14 protein-coding genes and 1 other annotated feature are annotated in these 16,307 nt (G+C 63.1%); of the genes, 5 read left to right on the top strand and 9 right to left on the bottom strand.

The genetic code is table 11. The features are described 5' to 3' along the window. Positions 1–269 precede the first annotated feature (269 nt). On the top strand, positions 270–1,106 hold the full coding sequence (locus OLX23_RS21300) for a LysR family transcriptional regulator (RefSeq protein ID WP_264447181.1): 837 nt from the start codon (positions 270–272) through the stop codon (positions 1,104–1,106). 118 nt (positions 1,107–1,224) lie between these two features. Here OLX23_RS21300 and OLX23_RS21295 read toward each other — a convergent pair whose 3' ends face one another. Next, the gene (locus OLX23_RS21295; RefSeq protein WP_264447180.1) at positions 1,225–2,262 is read right to left on the bottom strand and encodes an AraC family transcriptional regulator; all 1,038 of its coding nucleotides are present in this window, start codon (positions 2,260–2,262) and stop codon (positions 1,225–1,227) included. Between the two features lie 550 nt (positions 2,263–2,812). Between OLX23_RS21295 and OLX23_RS21290 the strand changes: the two genes are divergently transcribed. Then, positions 2,813–3,082 (top strand): hypothetical protein, encoded by a 270-nt coding sequence (locus OLX23_RS21290; RefSeq protein ID WP_264447178.1) that lies wholly within the window; start codon positions 2,813–2,815, stop codon positions 3,080–3,082. A 239-nt stretch (positions 3,083–3,321) separates the two neighbouring features. Here the strand turns inward: OLX23_RS21290 and rodA are convergent, their stop codons facing one another. After that, a complete protein-coding gene (rodA, locus tag OLX23_RS21285) occupies positions 3,322–4,416 on the bottom strand; it encodes a rod shape-determining protein RodA (protein ID WP_264447177.1) in 1,095 nt (364 codons plus the stop codon). Between the two features lie 429 nt (positions 4,417–4,845). Here rodA and OLX23_RS21280 point away from each other — a divergent pair, with 429 nt between their 5' ends. Both OLX23_RS21280 and OLX23_RS21275 read left to right on the top strand, forming a co-directional pair. Then, positions 4,846–5,034 carry a hypothetical protein gene (locus tag OLX23_RS21280; RefSeq protein ID WP_264447176.1) on the top strand — a complete coding sequence of 63 codons (189 nt, stop codon included), beginning with the start codon at positions 4,846–4,848 and terminating at the stop codon, positions 5,032–5,034. Positions 5,035–5,093: 59 nt separating this feature from the next. Continuing rightward, entirely contained in the window at positions 5,094–5,597 is a 504-nt protein-coding gene (locus tag OLX23_RS21275; protein ID WP_264447175.1) for a DUF305 domain-containing protein, read from the top strand. A 228-nt stretch (positions 5,598–5,825) separates the two neighbouring features. Here OLX23_RS21275 and OLX23_RS21270 read toward each other — a convergent pair whose 3' ends face one another. From OLX23_RS21270 to OLX23_RS21245, 6 genes are all read right to left on the bottom strand, one after another. Next, positions 5,826–6,956 (bottom strand): two-component system sensor histidine kinase NtrB, encoded by a 1,131-nt coding sequence (locus OLX23_RS21270; protein ID WP_264447174.1) that lies wholly within the window; start codon positions 6,954–6,956, stop codon positions 5,826–5,828. A 354-nt stretch (positions 6,957–7,310) separates the two neighbouring features. Then, positions 7,311–8,789 carry a SulP family inorganic anion transporter gene (locus OLX23_RS21265; RefSeq protein ID WP_264447173.1) on the bottom strand — a complete coding sequence of 493 codons (1,479 nt, stop codon included), beginning with the start codon at positions 8,787–8,789 and terminating at the stop codon, positions 7,311–7,313. Between the two features lie 63 nt (positions 8,790–8,852). Beyond that, positions 8,853–8,908, bottom strand: a sequence feature (sul1 is cis-regulatory element that is thought to sense ions involved in sulfur or methionine metabolism; They are found in Alphaproteobacteria). 159 nt (positions 8,909–9,067) lie between these two features. Beyond that, positions 9,068–10,489 carry an alpha,alpha-trehalose-phosphate synthase (UDP-forming) gene (locus OLX23_RS21260; RefSeq protein ID WP_264447172.1) on the bottom strand — a complete coding sequence of 474 codons (1,422 nt, stop codon included), beginning with the start codon at positions 10,487–10,489 and terminating at the stop codon, positions 9,068–9,070. Beyond that, entirely contained in the window at positions 10,486–12,282 is a 1,797-nt protein-coding gene (locus OLX23_RS21255; protein WP_264447171.1) for a glycoside hydrolase family 15 protein, read from the bottom strand. The genes OLX23_RS21260 and OLX23_RS21255 overlap by 4 nt, the downstream gene beginning before the upstream one ends. Beyond that, a complete protein-coding gene (gene otsB / locus OLX23_RS21250) occupies positions 12,279–13,088 on the bottom strand; it encodes a trehalose-phosphatase (RefSeq protein ID WP_264447170.1) in 810 nt (269 codons plus the stop codon). Before otsB ends, OLX23_RS21255 begins: the two co-directional genes overlap by 4 nt. Before the next feature lie 107 nt (positions 13,089–13,195). After that, on the bottom strand, positions 13,196–14,248 hold the full coding sequence (locus tag OLX23_RS21245) for a mechanosensitive ion channel family protein (RefSeq protein WP_264447169.1): 1,053 nt from the start codon (positions 14,246–14,248) through the stop codon (positions 13,196–13,198). Between the two features lie 69 nt (positions 14,249–14,317). On the opposite strand from OLX23_RS21245, the gene OLX23_RS21240 reads away from it, so the two are divergent. Next, entirely contained in the window at positions 14,318–14,518 is a 201-nt protein-coding gene (locus OLX23_RS21240; RefSeq protein ID WP_264447168.1) for a hypothetical protein, read from the top strand. A gap of 1,023 nt (positions 14,519–15,541) precedes the next feature. Here the strand turns inward: OLX23_RS21240 and OLX23_RS21235 are convergent. After that, positions 15,542–16,210 carry a chloride channel protein gene (locus tag OLX23_RS21235; RefSeq protein WP_264447167.1) on the bottom strand — a complete coding sequence of 223 codons (669 nt, stop codon included), beginning with the start codon at positions 16,208–16,210 and terminating at the stop codon, positions 15,542–15,544. Between the last annotated feature and the right edge of the window lie 97 nt (positions 16,211–16,307).

The following is a 16,307-nucleotide window of genomic DNA, read 5'->3' as shown; positions in this document are numbered from 1 at the left end:
GCAGAACCCCGAGCCCAAGAATTGCAGCGATGAAGATGATTTCGATTTTGCTGAGTCCGTGCACCTGACATGCTCTTCGTGAAGGACCGCTAGGTGATGATCAGCGGTCTCGTCTCTGCCGCACTTTGCGGCCCCTCTGCGAGGCTGGCTGCACCTGACCCGCGCCTGATTGCGCGTTCTGGCGATCCTCTCCGCTAACCCGATACCCGGTCTGTAAGTTTTGTGTTATCGAATGTTCTGAACCTTGAATTCGGAGTTACTTAACCGAAATGGATGTACCGACCGCGCGCACCTTCCTTGCCGCCGCTGCGACGGGCAGTTTCGTGGCGGCTGCGCGCCGCGTTCACGCCAGTCCCCCGACCGTCACCGAGCGCATAAAGCAGCTGGAGCACGTGCTGGGCGCGAGGCTGTTCGATCGTGACCGCCGCGGTTGCAGGCTGACGGCTGCCGGCCGGCGCCTCGTCGAGCCGGCACAGGCGATGGTCCGGGCCTGGGATGAAGGATGTGCGCGCGTCGCGCTGCCGCCTAGATTCGAGGCGGTCATCCGGTTGGGAGGGCAGCACGCGCTCTGGCCGTCCTTGCTGATACCCTGGCTGGGCGAGGTCCGCGACCAGTTTTCGAGGCTCGCCGTCAGCGCTCTTGCCGCCGCTCCCGCGCAGCTCAACCGAGCTATCGAGGAAGACGAGCTCGACATAGTGTTCCTCTACGATCCCGTTCAGCGTCTCGGCGTGCGCGTCGAAGAACTCGCCCCCGACAGACTCGTGCTCGCGACGGCGCGGCCGGGGTTGGATTGGAAGGAGAACTTCGTGCGTCTGAATTGGGGCGAGAGCGCCAGCGCCGCCTTGATGGCCCGGCTCGATGTATGGCCTTCGGCCGGCCTCGAATTGGATCTCGGGGCCCTGTCGCTGCAGTGGCTCGTCGACATGGGGGCGAGCGGTTTCGTGCCGGAGCGCATGGCGCGGCCCTTTTTTGCCAAGCGCCTCTTGGAGCCAGTCGACGACACGCCATCGATCGACTTCTCACCCTACGTATGCTGGCGCAGCTCGATGGACGAGGACCTCGCGGCCAGACTGGTGGATCTGGCAAAGCGCGGCATGACGACTTGACGAGGCCATCGCCCTCGGCGGTTGACCTCTTCGCCGATCATGCCTCGCGCCGGTCGAGCCGCCGTTTGCAACCGCCCGCGGGCAGGGGCAGGCCGGCATTTTGCAGCGAAACTCGATTTCAGTGTCGGGCGGTAACGGTTGCCGCACGGCGCCAGCTGGCGGGGGGCTTTCCGAATTCACCGGCGAACCATCGTGAGAACGCGCTCGTCGTCGAATATCCAAGCGCGATGGCGATATCGAGGATGCTATGGTCCGAACTTGACAGATAGTGCGAGGCCAGGCCGCGCCGGACGTCGTTGAGAACCTCGGCATAGGTCGTGCCTTCCTGGGCGAGCAGGCGTTGGAGCGCGCGTGGATGGAGGCCGAGCCTCGCCGACACCTGCTCGATCGTGGCGACACCTTTACTCAAACGGTCGTGGACGACGCGGCGTACCTGATCGCTGATCGCGCTTGGGCTACGCCTGTCCGAAACCAGGTCGATGAATTTCTCCGCGTGGCGCGCAAGATGCGCGTTGGCCGAGCGGATCGGCAGGGCGAGGGCCGACGAATCGCATAGGATGCCGTTGAAGTGACTGTCGAATTGAACCTGCGTGCGAAAGAACCGGCGATGACGGGAAACATCGCTTGGAGCGCAATGCCGGAAATGGATGCTCGCGGGGTGCCAGAGCCGTCCCGAGAGGTCGTCGAGCGCTTTGAAGGGCACCGCGACGGCCAGTTCTAGCGTCTCCCTGGTGGCAAAGCCATGCAGGATGTCCACGCGAAAGGGCGTCGTCTCGCCATCATCCTCGAGCGACATATCGACGATGTCGTTGAGCATGGCCTGGTGCTTGCTGAGCGAGACCATCGCATCGCGCATCGTGCTGCGATGTTGCAGGAGAAGACTGATATGGCCGAGCGACGCGAAATCCCGGGGGGCGGCAAGCAACAACCCGAGATGCTCGCAGCCCGACCTATACGCCGTTTCGCAGACCAGTCGCACGGCCTTGTCGGCTGCGAGACGCGCTTCGGGATCAGCGAGATCTTCAGGTGCGATCCCCGCACGCAGCATCTGATAGGGATCGATGCCAAGGTCGATCGCCACTTCGATGTAGTTCGTCAGCGCCACGGCGCGAACCTGCGGCACATACCCTGTACGAGAAACCTGAATGCCGGACACGACACGCTCCCTGTCTGGCGGCGGGCCTGGCCAAGTTTGGTCCTAAATCTGCCTGGCTGCAATCGTTTCGCAAGCTCCATCTGACGCCATCCGGATTTCGCGGAAAAGCCGGCGAACAGCGCGCGGGACGGCAGTCGGCGCAACTGAGCTTGCCTGCGTCCACTGTCGGCAACCGCCGATGGGCCAGTCCCATCGCCGGCTGACGGCGGCGGCGGCAACTTTGGTAAATCCGAACGGTTCGTTTGGGGATTTCTGCATGGCCGCGGCGTGTCTTTCGACTATTCCAAGGGGCCCAAGGGGACAGAAGGCAGGCCGTCAGATCCCAGGCCTTGGCTTTCGCGGGCTGCGTCGGACTGGCGTGTGGTTCGGCGCAGCTTCGCGAACGCGCGGCGCGCTTATTTCGTGGCTCGCAGATGCCGTGATTATGCGCCCGAAGCCGATCGAAGGGTCGGGATCCGGGGTTTTTGTCCGCGATGAGGGAGGTCGCATCGGCTCGCCTGCGGTGATTTGTCCTGGCGCCGCTGCAAAACGTAACGCTGGGTCTGACACTATGTCTCTCGACGAAAGCGAACTGCGCAGTCATCTCATGGATCTGGTGGGGATCCGTTCGCCTATCGTCGCCGCGGCGCTGTTGCAGCTCGTCGTCGAGCTCCGCCTGGCCGACGTCTTGGATGCCGATGGACTCGAGCGCATCAAGGCGGCGATAGTCGCTGCCGCGGTGCAGGGGCGCCCATCACATCGATTTGCAGCCGATTTCGAGACGGAGGTGCGGGCAAAGCTCGATCGGCTCATCGCTGCTTCCGAGGCGCGAAAAGAATGAGGCGGTCGAAATCGCTTTCATCGCCATTTCGATGAGCGGAGCCGCCTGCGGCAGTGCCCAGTCGGCGAAATAGGTCGTGCGCCGCGTCCACCCCTGTAACCTCTTATCCGGCAACAGGTCAGGCGGCCGTCGACTTCCCCAGCCATGTCGAAATTGCTGGTGTCGGGGCGGGGACCGGCTGGTACCCCAGGCTTCGAGACTCCGGAACGATCGCGGACACATAACCAAATGCAAGCCAATCAGGACTTTCGCAGGTCCTCGCGATGGATCGCCATGAGAATTCCGAGAAGGATCATGACCGTCATCATGGCAGATCCGCCATAGGACATGAGCGGAAGCGGGATGCCCACGACAGGAGCAAGCCCCATGACCATGGACAGGTTGATGGCCACATAGAGAAATAGCGTGAACGATAGCCCAATTGCCGTGAGACGGGTGAATTCCATCGCACCGCCAGCGCCGAGCTTTGCTCCCCAGCGGATCTGGTAGGCATAGGCCGCGAGCAGGATCAGGCCCCCGGCCATGCCCCATTCCTCGGCCATGGTCGAGAATATGAAATCGGTGTGCGATTCGGGGAGATAGTCGAGGTGGCTCTGCGAGCCATTGAGAAAACCTTTGCCGAATACGCCGCCTGAACCCACTGCGATCTTGGACTGCGTGATGTGATAGCCCGACCCGAGCGGATCGCTCTCCGGGTCCATGAACACGAGGACGCGGCGCTTCTGGTAGTCGTGAAGCAGCGACCAGGCGAGCGGCGCGGCGGCCAGGACGGCAATCCCGCCGCCCATGAACCAGCGAAGTGGCAGGCCGCCCATGAACATGATGAGCAGGCCCGCCATGGTGATCATGAGGGCAGTGCCGAGATCGGGTTGCAGCATGACGAGAGCGGCCGGCAAGCCGACCATGAGCGCAGGTGCGATCAGGGCCGAGGTCGTCGAAACATAGGCCGGTGGCAACCGGTGGAAGTAACGTGCGAGACTCAGCACGACGGCAATTTTCATGAATTCGGATGGCTGCAGTCGAATGAAGCCGAGATCGATCCAGCGCTGCGCGCCCATGCCGATCTTGCCGAAGAGCTCGACGATGAGCAGCAAGGCCAGCGCAATGACGTAAAAGGGATAGGCGGCCGCCATCCATCGGGACACGGGAATTCGCGACAGGAAGATCATCATGCAGAAAAGCAGGACGAACCGTATGCCTTGACTGGATGCCCAAGGCGACATTTTGCCCCCGGCTGCCGAGTATAGGGTCGCAAGTCCAAAAAGGACGATCGCGATAAGCACGCAAAGCATGCCCAGTGGCAGCCTACGCACGGATTCTGGTAAGATCGACACGACTGTTTTTTCCGAACTTCTTTGGACTGCGGTTCCGGCGGAGAGCCCATACTGCGAGAATGTGCGACAGGACCGCGCTCCTTCGCCTTTCCGAAAGCGGTATGGCTACGGATTGTTATCGTAAGCGAAAAGATCCGGTCACACGTCGCCTAAACTAGGGGGGGTATGTCTATGAGGAATTTGAGATTTTAATGGTCTTGGCCTCTTTTTTGCTGGGCTGAAAACCTCCAACCCTGCAGCGATGTGACGCCAGATCAGATTGGAGGCGAAGGCGCGATAGATCGCGGGGTAGCTATCTCGCTTCATGACCGCAAGGAAACGAGCGCGACATCGTCTATAGTACCGACAATTTCGACTAGATCGCCGGCGCCAAAAGAGGGCCGCGGCAGCTTGCGAAGGCCATGTGCCCGGCGCGGGCAAGATCAGGCGATGGCATCCTCGGCGGCGCTCAGTAAGCGGCTCGCCCAGGTCCGGAACACGATTGAAACGATACCCAAAACGCCAATCCTCGACGACGTCAGGGGTGGCGGTCACGAGCGCGCGGTTTTCTGGTCGGCCGCCGACCCGATCGGCGCTCGCGGGGCCGAACGCAACGCGCTGGTCCCTCAGGCGTTGTAGGAGAGAGGGGGCCGCGAAACAGCCGACGGATTGAGCGCCTGCGAAGGGAAACCCAGACGATGAGCTATGCTCGCTTTGCCGCGATGATCGCCACCTCCACGATCGTCATGTTCGGCCTGATGTATCTCAACACCTATGCGATCGACCATGTCGAGTTCAGTCAGACCCGGGTCTGGATGTCGGTGCTGATGGGCGCGGTGATGACGATGATCATGCTCGTTTTCATGTGGCGCATGTACGGCAATCGCTCTCTCAACCTCGCCATCCTCGCCGCCTCGGGGGTCGTCTTCGCAGCCTCGCTGTGGCTGGTGCGCAGCCAGGAGACCGTTGACGACGTCTCCTACATGAAGGCGATGATCCCGCATCATTCGATCGCCCTCATGACCAGCGAGCGCGCGCATATCCGCGACCCCGAGGTACGCCGGCTTGCCGACGGGATCATCGCGGCGCAGCGGCGTGAGATCGCTGAAATGAAGCGCATGATCGCGCGCCTGGAGGCGAGGCCACCCGCCGCGCACGCGCCGGATCTGGCGCCGCAGGCATATCAGGCTGCTGGCCGGTAAGGACGCGGCCCTCGACGAGCGGCGCTGCGGATATCAGCATGGCAACCTTTTCCTGGCGTTGCCCGACGTTTGTAGCGCGCACGCGGATGCCAGGGCTTTGCTTGTCAGCTGACGCACCGCCTATGATTTTGAAACTGCGGCCGCAAAACTTCTCCTCGATCATTACCGATCAGCGGCAAGAGGATGTGCGCTCTATGGCAAGCCGGTCGATGGCGGTAGTGAACCGGTCTATGAAGTCTGGGCGCGCGGCAGGGATATCAGGAATGTCGTGCCATGATTGGGCTCGGATGACAGCTCGATCGTGCCGCCGGATTGGTGGACGAAGCCGGCGACGCTGCTGAGACCGAGACCGGTCCCATGCGGTTTTGCCGAAAAGAAGGGTTCGAAGGCCCGCGCCGCGATGTCGTCGGTCATGCCGCTTCCCGTATCGCTCACCTCGATGCGGATGCGGTCGCCAGCCATGGCCGTGTCGGGGAGATTGTCTTGATCCCGTTCGGCGCGGACGTTGGTTGCCGAAATGCAGAGCCGGCCGCCAGCGGGCATCGCGTCGCGCGCATTGATGGCAAGGTTGAGCAAGGCATTTTCGAGCTGCGTGCGATCGACGCAGATCGGCCAGACGTCGGGCGCGATCTGTAGCTCGACCGTGATGGCCTTGCCGACCGCGCTCGCCAGTATACGGCCCATGTCGTGCAACATCGCTGCGGTTTGGACGGCCTGCCGCGGCAGCGGTCTGCTCCGTATGTGCGCCAGCAGCTGCGCGACGATCGCCGATCCGCGAACTGCCGCCTCGCCTATCATCTGAACCTGCTCGCGCGCGGGATCGCCTTCGCGGATGTCGTCGAGCAGATTTTCGGCCGATCCCATGATTACGGTCAGCAGGTTATTGAAATCGTGCGCGAATACGCCTGTAATTTCCGCGCTCGCACGGCTCCGTTCAGCCTGCCGCACCCGTTCCAGCAGAAGTCGATCTTCTGCCATCTTGCCGAGATTGGCTGCGACCGCGGCAACCAGGTCGTGCTCCTCGGGCAGGAAGTCGGACTCAGCGCCCTGGTGGTCGACATAACCGATGACGAGCGATCCGATTTCCTCGCGCTCGCAGCAGATCGGCTCCTCCATGGCGAGGTCAGGCGATTTCCAGTTATCCGACCTCAAGTCCTTGTCGCCGAGCCGTATCCGCACGACCGTGCGGTTTTCGTAGAGAAAGGCTCCCATCAGAAGTTCGATTACCCGCGCGCCTACCTCTTCGACGTCTGCCTCCTTGTCCGACGTCACCTCGAGGACGCGGTAGAGGCAATGCAACTCCTTGACGCGCTCGCGCAGCCTGCCTTGGGGGTGCGAATACGGAAAGGTCGCGAACAAGCCGCGAGCCCGTTCGGGGCCCGTCGCATTCCCGGCTGTTTTCTCCCTAGTCATAGGCTGATCGGCCAATTCTTTCGGAAGCGGAGATTATATGAGCACGGTTGCAGGGCAAGCCCGCCCGCGCGGAAAGTTTGCAGCCAACTGCTTCCGGAACGATTCATCCCTTCGAGCGAAAAGGCGGTGTGTCGAAACCCCAATGGACAGGCCGACCTCTGCTTAGAAACCATGCCGATGCCGCAGCCATCGGGGCAACGTGCGAGTGCAGCTCTGGCGGACGGGAAGTAGCCCTAAACATGCCTGCCTTTGACGACGGCAGGTATACGTCGCGATGACCGGCGTTGGCTTAACGGCTGCTCAGGCAGGATTGCCCAGGAGGGGAGCGTGGCGATCGACCAGGATCGCGCTCGCCTCGTTCATCCCTATGACCTCCACCGTAATGCCATGACGACGCATCCTGGTGACGAGGTCCTCCAGCGCGCCGACCGCCGTGACGTCCCACAGGTGCCCGGCGGAAAGATCGATCCGCACGGTCCGGGCCGTATCGCGCAGGTCGAACTGATCGACGAAGATCTCGGCACTCGCGAAGAATATCTGGCCCGAGACGACATAGGTCCGTGTGTCCGTGGCGTCGCAGTATTCGGAACGGACCTGCATCAGGCGCGTCACCTTGAATGCGAAGAAGACCCCGCTGAGCAGCACGCCCACGCCGACGCCCATCGAGAGATCGTGGGTCGCGACCGTCACGGCGACCGTCGCCAGCATGACGGCGCCCGAGAGCTTCGGATGCCGGGCCAGATCGCGAAGGGAGGCCCAGGAAAACGTGCTGATCGACACCATGATCATGATCGCCACCAGCGCCGCCACCGGGACCTGCGCGATCCATGGCCGCAGCGGCACCATGACGAGCAGCAGGAAGACCCCGGCGACCAGGGTCGAGAGCCTGCCGCGCCCGCCATATCGCACGTTGCCCACCGTCTGCCCGATCATCCCGCACCCCGCGATGCCGCCGAACAGGCCGGCGGCCAGATTGGCCAGGCCCAGCCCCGTGCATTCCTGTGCTTTCGAACTGTTGGTGTCGGTCAGGTCATCGACGACACTGGCGGTCATCATCGATTCCAGCAGGCCGACCGCGGCCATGGCCAGCGCGTAAGGCGCCACGACAGTCAGTGTCTGCCAGGCATATGGAACCGCAGGGAGCGCAAAGGCCGGTAGGGTAGCCGGCAGCCGGCCCAGATCGGCGACCGTGTGGATCGGCATGGGGAAGGCCATGCTGATCGCGGTCAGCACGATGACACAGATCAGCGGCGAAGGAATCGCCTTCGTAACCTTGGGGGTCAGATAGATGATGCCTAGGCCGGCCGCTATCATGGCATAGGTATGCCAGCTCACGTTCAGCATCTGCGGCACTTGCGCCGAGAATATCAGGATCGCGAGCGCGTTCACGAAGCCGGTCCGGACCGATCGCGACACGAAGCGCATCAGCACGTTCAGCTTCATCAGGCCGAAGGCGATCTGAAACAATCCTGCCAGCAGCGTGGCCGCCAGCAGGTACTGGAGGCCATGGCTATGGACGAGGGCAGCCGCGACCAGCGCGACCGATCCCGCTGCGCCCGAGATCATCGCCGGCCGGCCGCCGGCAAAGGCGATGACGATGCCGATCACGAAGGATGCGAACAGCCCGACCTCCGGATCGATGCCCGCGACGAACGAGAAGGCGATAACCTCGGGGATCAGCGCGAAAGTCCCCACCATTCCGGCCAGGATGTCGCGACGGGCGTTGCCGGCGCTGTCGAACCATTCGGCGCAATACCGAGCGAAAGCTTGGGAAGTCATGGAAATACCAGCGGAAGTCGCAGGACGCCGCGAACTGGCGCGGACGGGCAAGAGTGCGACATGCGTTGTCCGGCGGATAAGCGGCCGGAATAGCCACCCGGAATTCCACCGGGTCCTTGCGAATGCGGCCGCCTAACGCAGCTGTCGCCGTTCTACAAGGATACATGCATGCGGAGCGTCTGAGGACCGGGCCTCGTGGAGCGGCCGTCCCTTGATCTGGAGCATCATAGCCGCCGTGCGTGTCGACCGCGGAATGATTCGATGCGAACTGACAGCGATCAGGCGGCTGCCCCAAGTTCCTGATCGGGCGCTCCCGCATCGCCGCACTCCCCGCCTTCAATGGAGGTGACGAAACATCGCAGCCACCACATGACGTCCTCTCGGCAGACCCCTTCCATGAGCGCGCGCCAGCGCCGTATGCGCTCTTCTCTCGGCATCGCCAGGGCGACCGAAAGCGCGTCTGCCACGTCTTCCGCGCTGTAGGGATTGACCAGAAGAGCCTCGCTCATCTGCGCGGCGGCGCCGGCAAAGTGCGAGAGGATCAGAACGCCAGGGTCTTCAGGATCCTGCGCCGCGATATACTCTTTGGCGACCAGGTTCATCCCGTCGCGCAGCGGCGTCACCAGGCCGACCTTCGCCGCGCGGTAAATCCCGGCGAGCTGGTCACGCGGGTAGCCCTTGTTGACATAGCGGATCGGGACCCATTCGGCACTCGCATATTCGCCGTTGATCCGCCCCGAGAGTGCGTCGAGCGAGGCGCGTATTTCCTGATAGCTCTGCACTTCGCCCCGAGAAGGCGGCGCAATCTGGAGGAGAAAGACTTTTTGGTGCTGGTCGGCATTGCTCGCGAGGAATCTTTCGTAGCCGAGAAAGCGCTCCTGAAGCCCCTTGGAGTAGTCCAGCCGATCGACGCCGACGATCATCTGCCGGCCTCCGGCGCTGCGCTCCATCGTCTCTTGCATCCGCACCGCCGCCTCGCTTTGGGTAGCTGCTATGAACTCCTGGCTGTCGATCCCGATCGGACAGACGATCGCGCGAAGGCTTCTGCCCGCATAGCGAACGGTTCCGTCCTCGGCGACTTCCGCCTCGAGCTGCTCGCGTGCGTAATGGAGAAAGGAATCGAGCCAATCGCGCGTGTGAAAGCCGATGACGTCGTAGGCGAACAAAGATTCGACGAGTTCGCGGTGGCTGGGCAGCGAGAGCAGCAGCCGCATCGGCGGCCACGGGATATGCAGGAAGAAGCCCATGCGGTTGGCGCATCCGCGGTTGCGCAGCTCGCGGCCGAGCGGAATGAGGTGATAGTCGTTGACCCAGACGACGTCCTCGGGCGTCACGAGCGGCGTCAGCGTGTCGGCGAAGCGCGCGTTGACTCTTTCGTAGCCGCCCGCGAAGCCGCGCTGGAACTCAGCGAGATCGATACGATAATGGAACAGAGGCCAAAGCGTACGATTGGCGTAGCCGTTGTAGTACTCCTCGATATCCTGGTTCTCCAGGTCGATCGTCGCGGTGGTGACGCCGGCCGCCTTCTGGAACTGGATCTGGCCGGTGAAAGTCTCGGTCTCTTCTCCGGACCATCCGAACCAGACGCCGTTGCTTTCGCGCAGCGCCGCCGATAGCGCGACCGCCAGCCCGCCCTGGTTGGCCGTGCCTTGGCCACTGGGAGGCTGAACCCGATTGGATACGACGATCAGCCGGTTCATCGCACGGTACTCCATGGCTTGCTCAGCAGACCTGCGCAGTTGATTATGCCGACGAGCGAATAGGTCTGTGGATAGTTGCCCCAGAGCTCGCCGGTGTGCGGATCGATGTCCTCCGAAAGCAGCCCCGCAGCCGTGCGGCGCGCGAGCATCTCCTCGAACAGCGCGCGAGCGTCCTCGATGCGCCCGGTGACGGCGAGCGCCTCGATCAGCCAGAAGGTGCAGACGTTGAAGGCGGTCTCGGGCAGGCCGAAGTCGTCTTCCGTCGCATAGCGCAGCATGTGACTGCCGCGCCGCAGCCCGTCCTCGACCGCGACGAGCGTTGCGCGAAAACGCGGATCGCCGGGCGGCAGGAAGCGCAGATCGAGCAGCTGGATCAGGCTGGCGTCGAGATCATCGCCGCCAAAGGTTGCGGAAAAGCGACTGGTCTCCTCACGCCAGGCGCTCTTCTCGATTGTCGCGCGGATGACCTCGGCACGATCCTGCCAGAATTCGGATCGCGGACCGAGATCAAGCGCCGTTGCGGCATTGGCGAGGCGGTCGCAGGCGGCCCAGCACATCGCCGCCGAATAGGTGTGGACATTGCTTTTCGTGCGCAGTTCCCAGAGCCCCGCGTCGGCCTTGTCGTAGACCTGCCAGGCGCGCTCGCCGACCGCTTCCAAGGCCTCGAAATCCTCGACGCCGCTCATCCGATAGAGCCGCGTGTCGAAGAATGCCTGGGTGCTCGAAAGCACGATCTGCCCATAGGCGTCGTGCTGGACCTGTTCGTAGGCCTGGTTGCCGACGCGCACCGGACCCATGCCGCGATATCCGGTCAGCCCCGGCGTAACCCGCTCTTCGAGCGTCTCCTCGCCGCCGACCCCGTAGAGTGGCTGGATATGCCCGCCCCGGGCATTCTCTACGATATTGCGCAAGTATTCGAGATAGCTTTCCAGCACGTCCAGCGCGCCGAGCCGGTTCAGTGCCTGGACCGTATAGTAGGCGTCTCGGATCCAGCAGTACCGGTAGTCCCAATTGCGCTGCGAATCCGCATGCTCGGGGATAGAGGTGGTCAGCGCGGCGACGATCGCGCCCGTTTCCTCGTGCTGGCACAGCTTCAGCGTGATCGCCGAGCGAACCACGGCATCCTGCCACTCCAGTGGGACCGCGAGCCCGCGCACCCAGTGGCGCCATTCCTCGACAGTGCGATCGAGCATGGTTTCCAGCCCGATGCGCAGATCGCTCGTGAAGCTCTCGTCCGGGCCAAGGAAGAAGTGCAACGGTCGCTCGACGCGAAACAGCCTTTCGCTCTCAATCCAACCGATCGGCGCAGACGAGGTCAGCCGCAGCGTGATCTCATCCAGCAGGAAGCGCAGGTGGTTCGAGCCGCGCGTGAATGGTGGCGATTCGCTGCCCCAGTCCCGCGCCGGACGCAAGCGAATGCGGATCCGCGGCGATCCGTGCACCGGTCTGACGATCCGCGCGAAAGCCACAGGCCGATAGATGCGGCCGTTCTCGCGGTAGCGTGGGCAGAAATCGACGACTTCGACGGCGCTTCCGTTCGCGTCGCGATGCCGGGTGACCAGAACGGGCGTATTGCGCAGATAGGATTGCGTCGTCTCGACGCAGTCTTCGAGATCGATCTCCCAAAAGCCGCGCGCGCCTTCGCCGGCGCGCGGCGCGGCGTCGAGCAACGAGGAGAACACAGGATCGCCGTCTACTCGCGGAACGCAGCCCCACACGAGACGGCCGGCACGGTCTACCAGACCCGAGACCTGGCAATTACCGATCGGCCAAAGATCGAGCGTGGCGGTCATCGGGCAGCGCCCGCCGTTACGGCATCCGCGAGCCAAGCCCTGACTTCCGCCGGGTTTGGCAGACGGTACCGTGCAGCGGTGGGCCGCTCTTCCCCGACCAGTATCGCGTGGCCATTGAGGGCCAGTGCCGCTTCAAAGCCGGGCTCGTCGGTAACGTCGTCACCGATGAACACCGGAACCGTTCCGCGCATCGGCGGACGTCGCATCAGGCGCTCGACGGCGAGTCCTTTGTCGCCGCCCGAAACACGCAGCTCGACCATCATCTTACCTGGCTGAAGGGCGAGATCGAGTTCCTGCGCGAGCTGCGCCGCGAGCTCGCGGACCTCGCCTTCCGCCTCCGGAACTGCACGATAGTGAAGCGCCACGCCGAAGCTCTTGTGCTCGAGCAGCAACCTAGGTTCGGCGGCGGCGAGCGTACCCAGCCGCTCGGCGGCGACGTCGAGAGATGCGGGCCGGTCGGGGCGGGCGTGGATCCCGCGCCATCGATGCTCGCAGCCATGGCTGCCCGAGACCGCGAGTTCCTGCGCGCAGTCTCCCAGCATCGCATCGACCTGTTCGAGCGAGCGGCCGCTGACGATCGCCAGGCGTCCGTCGAGGCGTTCAGCTAGATCGACAAGCAGGCGTTCGAGCGCCGCATCGGCGCGGACCAAGGCCGGATCGGCGACGATGTCGAAGAGAGTGCCGTCGAGATCGAGAAAAAGGCTCGCTCCCGACAGGAGATCGGTGGCCGGATGGGCCAGTTTACTGGGTTTTGCCCGTATGATGTCGATACCTCGTGATGTCGCTGCAAGGTGACGAATGGACACGAAAGCCGCGTTCGCAGCGGCGACTGGCCTTGCAGAACATCCTTTTCCCTGCACCAGGAATGCCTCGCGCGATGAAAGGTTCCTCGCTCCGCCTTACCTCAGGCGTCCTAGCGGTGCGAGGCTGGCTCCAAATAAGCGCGGTGGCGCACGATCGCCTCGGGCATTTCGGCGCGGATGAAGCGGAGCAATCCCTCGCGCACGTCGCATCGCAGATCGAAGGCCGTCGATGCGTCCTTGGCTGTCATCAGCGCGCGAACCTCGATCGCCTCCGGCTTCGCGTCGGTGACCTGCAGATTGCAGAAGCGGCCGTCCCAACGTTCGTTGGCCTCGACGAGTGAGACAAGCTCGGCTCGCAGGCGCTCGACGTCTGTGGCGGGATCAAGATGCCAGAACACGCTGCCGAGTATCTGACTGGTCTCCCGGGTCCAGTTCTGGAAGCTCTCTTCGAGGAACTTCGAGATCGGAACGACCAAGCGGCGTTCGTCCCAGATCTTGACGACGACGTAGGTCAGCCGGATTTCCTCGATACGCCCCCATTCGCCATCCACGATGACGACATCGTCGATACGGATCGGCTCGGTAAAGGCCATTTGCAGCCCGGCGATCAGGTTCTTGAGCGCTGGCTGCGCCGCGGCTCCGACCGCGAGAGCCGCCAGGCCGGCCGAGGCGATCAGCGTCACGCCGATATTGCGGACGCTGGGGATGCTCATCAGCATGAAGCAGAAGGTGGCGAGAACCACCACGAAGACGGCGATCCGCCGGAGTATGTCTATGCGCGTCCGGCGTCGCCGGGCCCGGAGATTGTCCGCGACCGAGATGTCGGCGCGCTCCTTCAGGATGTCCGCGATGGCTCCGAGAATGGCGACGATCATCCACCCGAGCAGTCCCGGCACCGCTATGCCGGCCGCGCGGTTCCACGCGTCGACACCGCGCGCGGAGAGGTCGAGCGCGGGCTGGGCCAGCGACAGCGCAATGCCGATGACGAACCAGAAACCGGGGCGTTGAAGGCGCGCCAAGACCGTCATGCCGTTGTCGTGCCTGGCGAGCATCCGACGCAGGATGATCACCATCGAACGATAAACGATTATTGCGACCAGCAGGACTACGACAATGACGAGGCTACGCCAAAGCCAGTCCGGCAGCGTGGCCAAGAGCGCCATGGCTGTCTCCAACGCGACTGGGGGGTATGCGATGTAAAGAAGCGAGCGCGCCCATCGTTCCGCACTGCGATGGCCAAGGCGTTCGACAGCGAAAGTGTGGATGCGCTGGTGCGATGGGCGCAATCGAACAATCCCGACTACACCTATGCTGGCTTCTGCGAGAGAGTGAAGGCCGCAGGTTGTGCGGGTTATCTTGTCTCCTTCCTGGCGCGCCGCGCAGCCTATTTCGGACGCACCGGCGAAACGCATGTCGAGCTGTTCCCGCAATGAAGTTGGCGGGCGTCATGAACAGTGGGGGGCGTTCCGGCGATCTGCGTGGGTTTGGGTACCGTGCTACCTCGGTGGCATTGGCGTGGTCGCCAACATCCCGGTGCGCTGGCGGGCCTACGCCAACGAAGCCGACGTAATGCCGTGAGGATCAGGGCCTCGAAAGCAGTCGGCGCGTTATGCGATCGCAGAGGTCAGATCCACCGCACACTCGCGGGGCACGAGCTCACGGTTCGCTGCTTCGATGTGAGCCGATGGCGAGAAGGCAGCCAGACCCTGACTGCGGTATCAGTCGTCTCGCGCAGCAGCTTCAGGCAGTGGATCCAGGGTCGGCGCGGTCTCCCTTGACCGGCTAAAATGCGATAGTCTTCTGGTGAGATATGCAAGCGGTCCAGTTCACCGCGCGAACCGATCGAAACCCGAGGGCCGCCTCGTCCGCCAAAGACTTCGCGAATTGGAAATGATCGTACTGAAACTTCTGAGCGCGCGCCGGCGAACTGGATCAGATTTGCTGTGCGCCAAACCAATTGATCGGCAATTACCGCGCCGAAAAACATACCGAGCGAGCACATGATGAAAACTAGAGCGCGCCTTTGGATGCGGCGAGCAGCGGGAAGCGCTGCGGATCGATCCAGCTTCGAAAGCTCGTAACCAAACCCGCACCCGCTCAAAAGGCCGGCCATTAAGGCCGTCCAGCGAATCCGAGTGTCAATCGGTGTCATGAGGATTGTGTCTTGCAGGTTTATATCCACAACCCACCAGGCGAAGACGGCTATCGCGACCCACCTTATGCGGATTGCTCGGGGACCGATCGGCGGGCGGGTGTGGTCGGTGAGCGCGGCTTCGGACATCACTCCGTGATAAGGTCAGTCACGTTAAAAAGTCATAGGACCTAGGGGGGGCTCGTCTCGCCGACATAGCGGACGTTCGTGGCGTCAAACTTCGCCCCTGATAGCAGCCATCCATTCACATCGTTCGGTCGGGCCGTCACCCTAGACCGCCGTGGTCGAGAGCACTGCTACCAAATCAATCACTCGCTTTTGGATGGGGTAAGGAGGTTGCCGCGCTTTCCCGCCGGCGTACCCGGGCTTCGCGCAGGGTCGCCTCCTGCGACAGAGTATGGCTGCGATGCTTGGGTACGGCGATGCGCTGCGACAGGTAAATGCCGCTGTGCCCCGAGCAGAGATAAGCGACGAAACAGGCCACGGTGATCGGCACGGCATAGGCCGATCCGAACAACTCGATCCCCATGATCGCACAGGCCAGGGGAGTATTGGCGGCACCGGCGAACACCGCGACGAAGCCGATTGCGGCGAACAGGTCGACCGGCGCTCCAAGCAGGCCGGCCAGCGCGTTGCCCAATGCAGCGCCGATGAAGAACAAGGGCGTCACCTCGCCACCTTTGAACCCCGCGCTGAGCGTGACGACAGTGAACAGCATCTTGAATGCCCAGCTCCACGGATCGACGGGATCGTGGAAGAACCCGGCGATAGTCGGATCACCGGGGAGCGCAGACCAGACGCCGAGGCCGAGATAGGCGCGCGTACCGCACAGGTTGACCAGTGCGATCACCGCGACGCCGCCCAGCGCCGCACGCAGCGGCGCATAGGGAACGCGCCGCTTTAGAAATCCGCCGCACGCATGGTTGGCTTCGGCAAACGCCAGCCCAGCGAGCCCGAACAGCACGCCCGCCACGGCGACCTTCGCCAGCAGCAGCGGCTCGCTTGCGGCGGTGGGGGATAGGTGACGAGATAAGGGGTGTGATGGATACCCAGGCCAGGCAGACCCAATC

The organism is Novosphingobium sp. JCM 18896, from assembly GCF_025938095.1.
In the GTDB taxonomy this organism is placed as follows: Bacteria; Pseudomonadota; Alphaproteobacteria; order Sphingomonadales; family Sphingomonadaceae; genus Novosphingobium.
Note: the sequence above shows the minus strand (reverse complement) of the source record. Positions and strands in the feature narration are given on the sequence as shown.

What these genes read in the sequence shown, in the direction of transcription:
- OLX23_RS21300 (WP_264447181.1), top strand. Translation starts at nt 270, where the DNA reads ATGGATGTACCGACCGCGCGCACCTTCCTTGCCGCCGCTGCGACGGGC.
- OLX23_RS21290 (WP_264447178.1), top strand. Translation starts at nt 2,813, where the DNA reads ATGTCTCTCGACGAAAGCGAACTGCGCAGTCATCTCATGGATCTGGTG.
- OLX23_RS21280 (WP_264447176.1), top strand. Translation starts at nt 4,846, where the DNA reads ATGGCATCCTCGGCGGCGCTCAGTAAGCGGCTCGCCCAGGTCCGGAAC.
- OLX23_RS21275 (WP_264447175.1), top strand. Translation starts at nt 5,094, where the DNA reads ATGAGCTATGCTCGCTTTGCCGCGATGATCGCCACCTCCACGATCGTC.
- OLX23_RS21265 (WP_264447173.1), bottom strand. Translation starts at nt 8,789, where the DNA reads ATGACTTCCCAAGCTTTCGCTCGGTATTGCGCCGAATGGTTCGACAGC.
- OLX23_RS21260 (WP_264447172.1), bottom strand. Translation starts at nt 10,489, where the DNA reads ATGAACCGGCTGATCGTCGTATCCAATCGGGTTCAGCCTCCCAGTGGC.
- OLX23_RS21255 (WP_264447171.1), bottom strand. Translation starts at nt 12,282, where the DNA reads ATGACCGCCACGCTCGATCTTTGGCCGATCGGTAATTGCCAGGTCTCG.
- OLX23_RS21245 (WP_264447169.1), bottom strand. Translation starts at nt 14,248, where the DNA reads ATGGCGCTCTTGGCCACGCTGCCGGACTGGCTTTGGCGTAGCCTCGTC.
- OLX23_RS21240 (WP_264447168.1), top strand. Translation starts at nt 14,318, where the DNA reads ATGGCCAAGGCGTTCGACAGCGAAAGTGTGGATGCGCTGGTGCGATGG.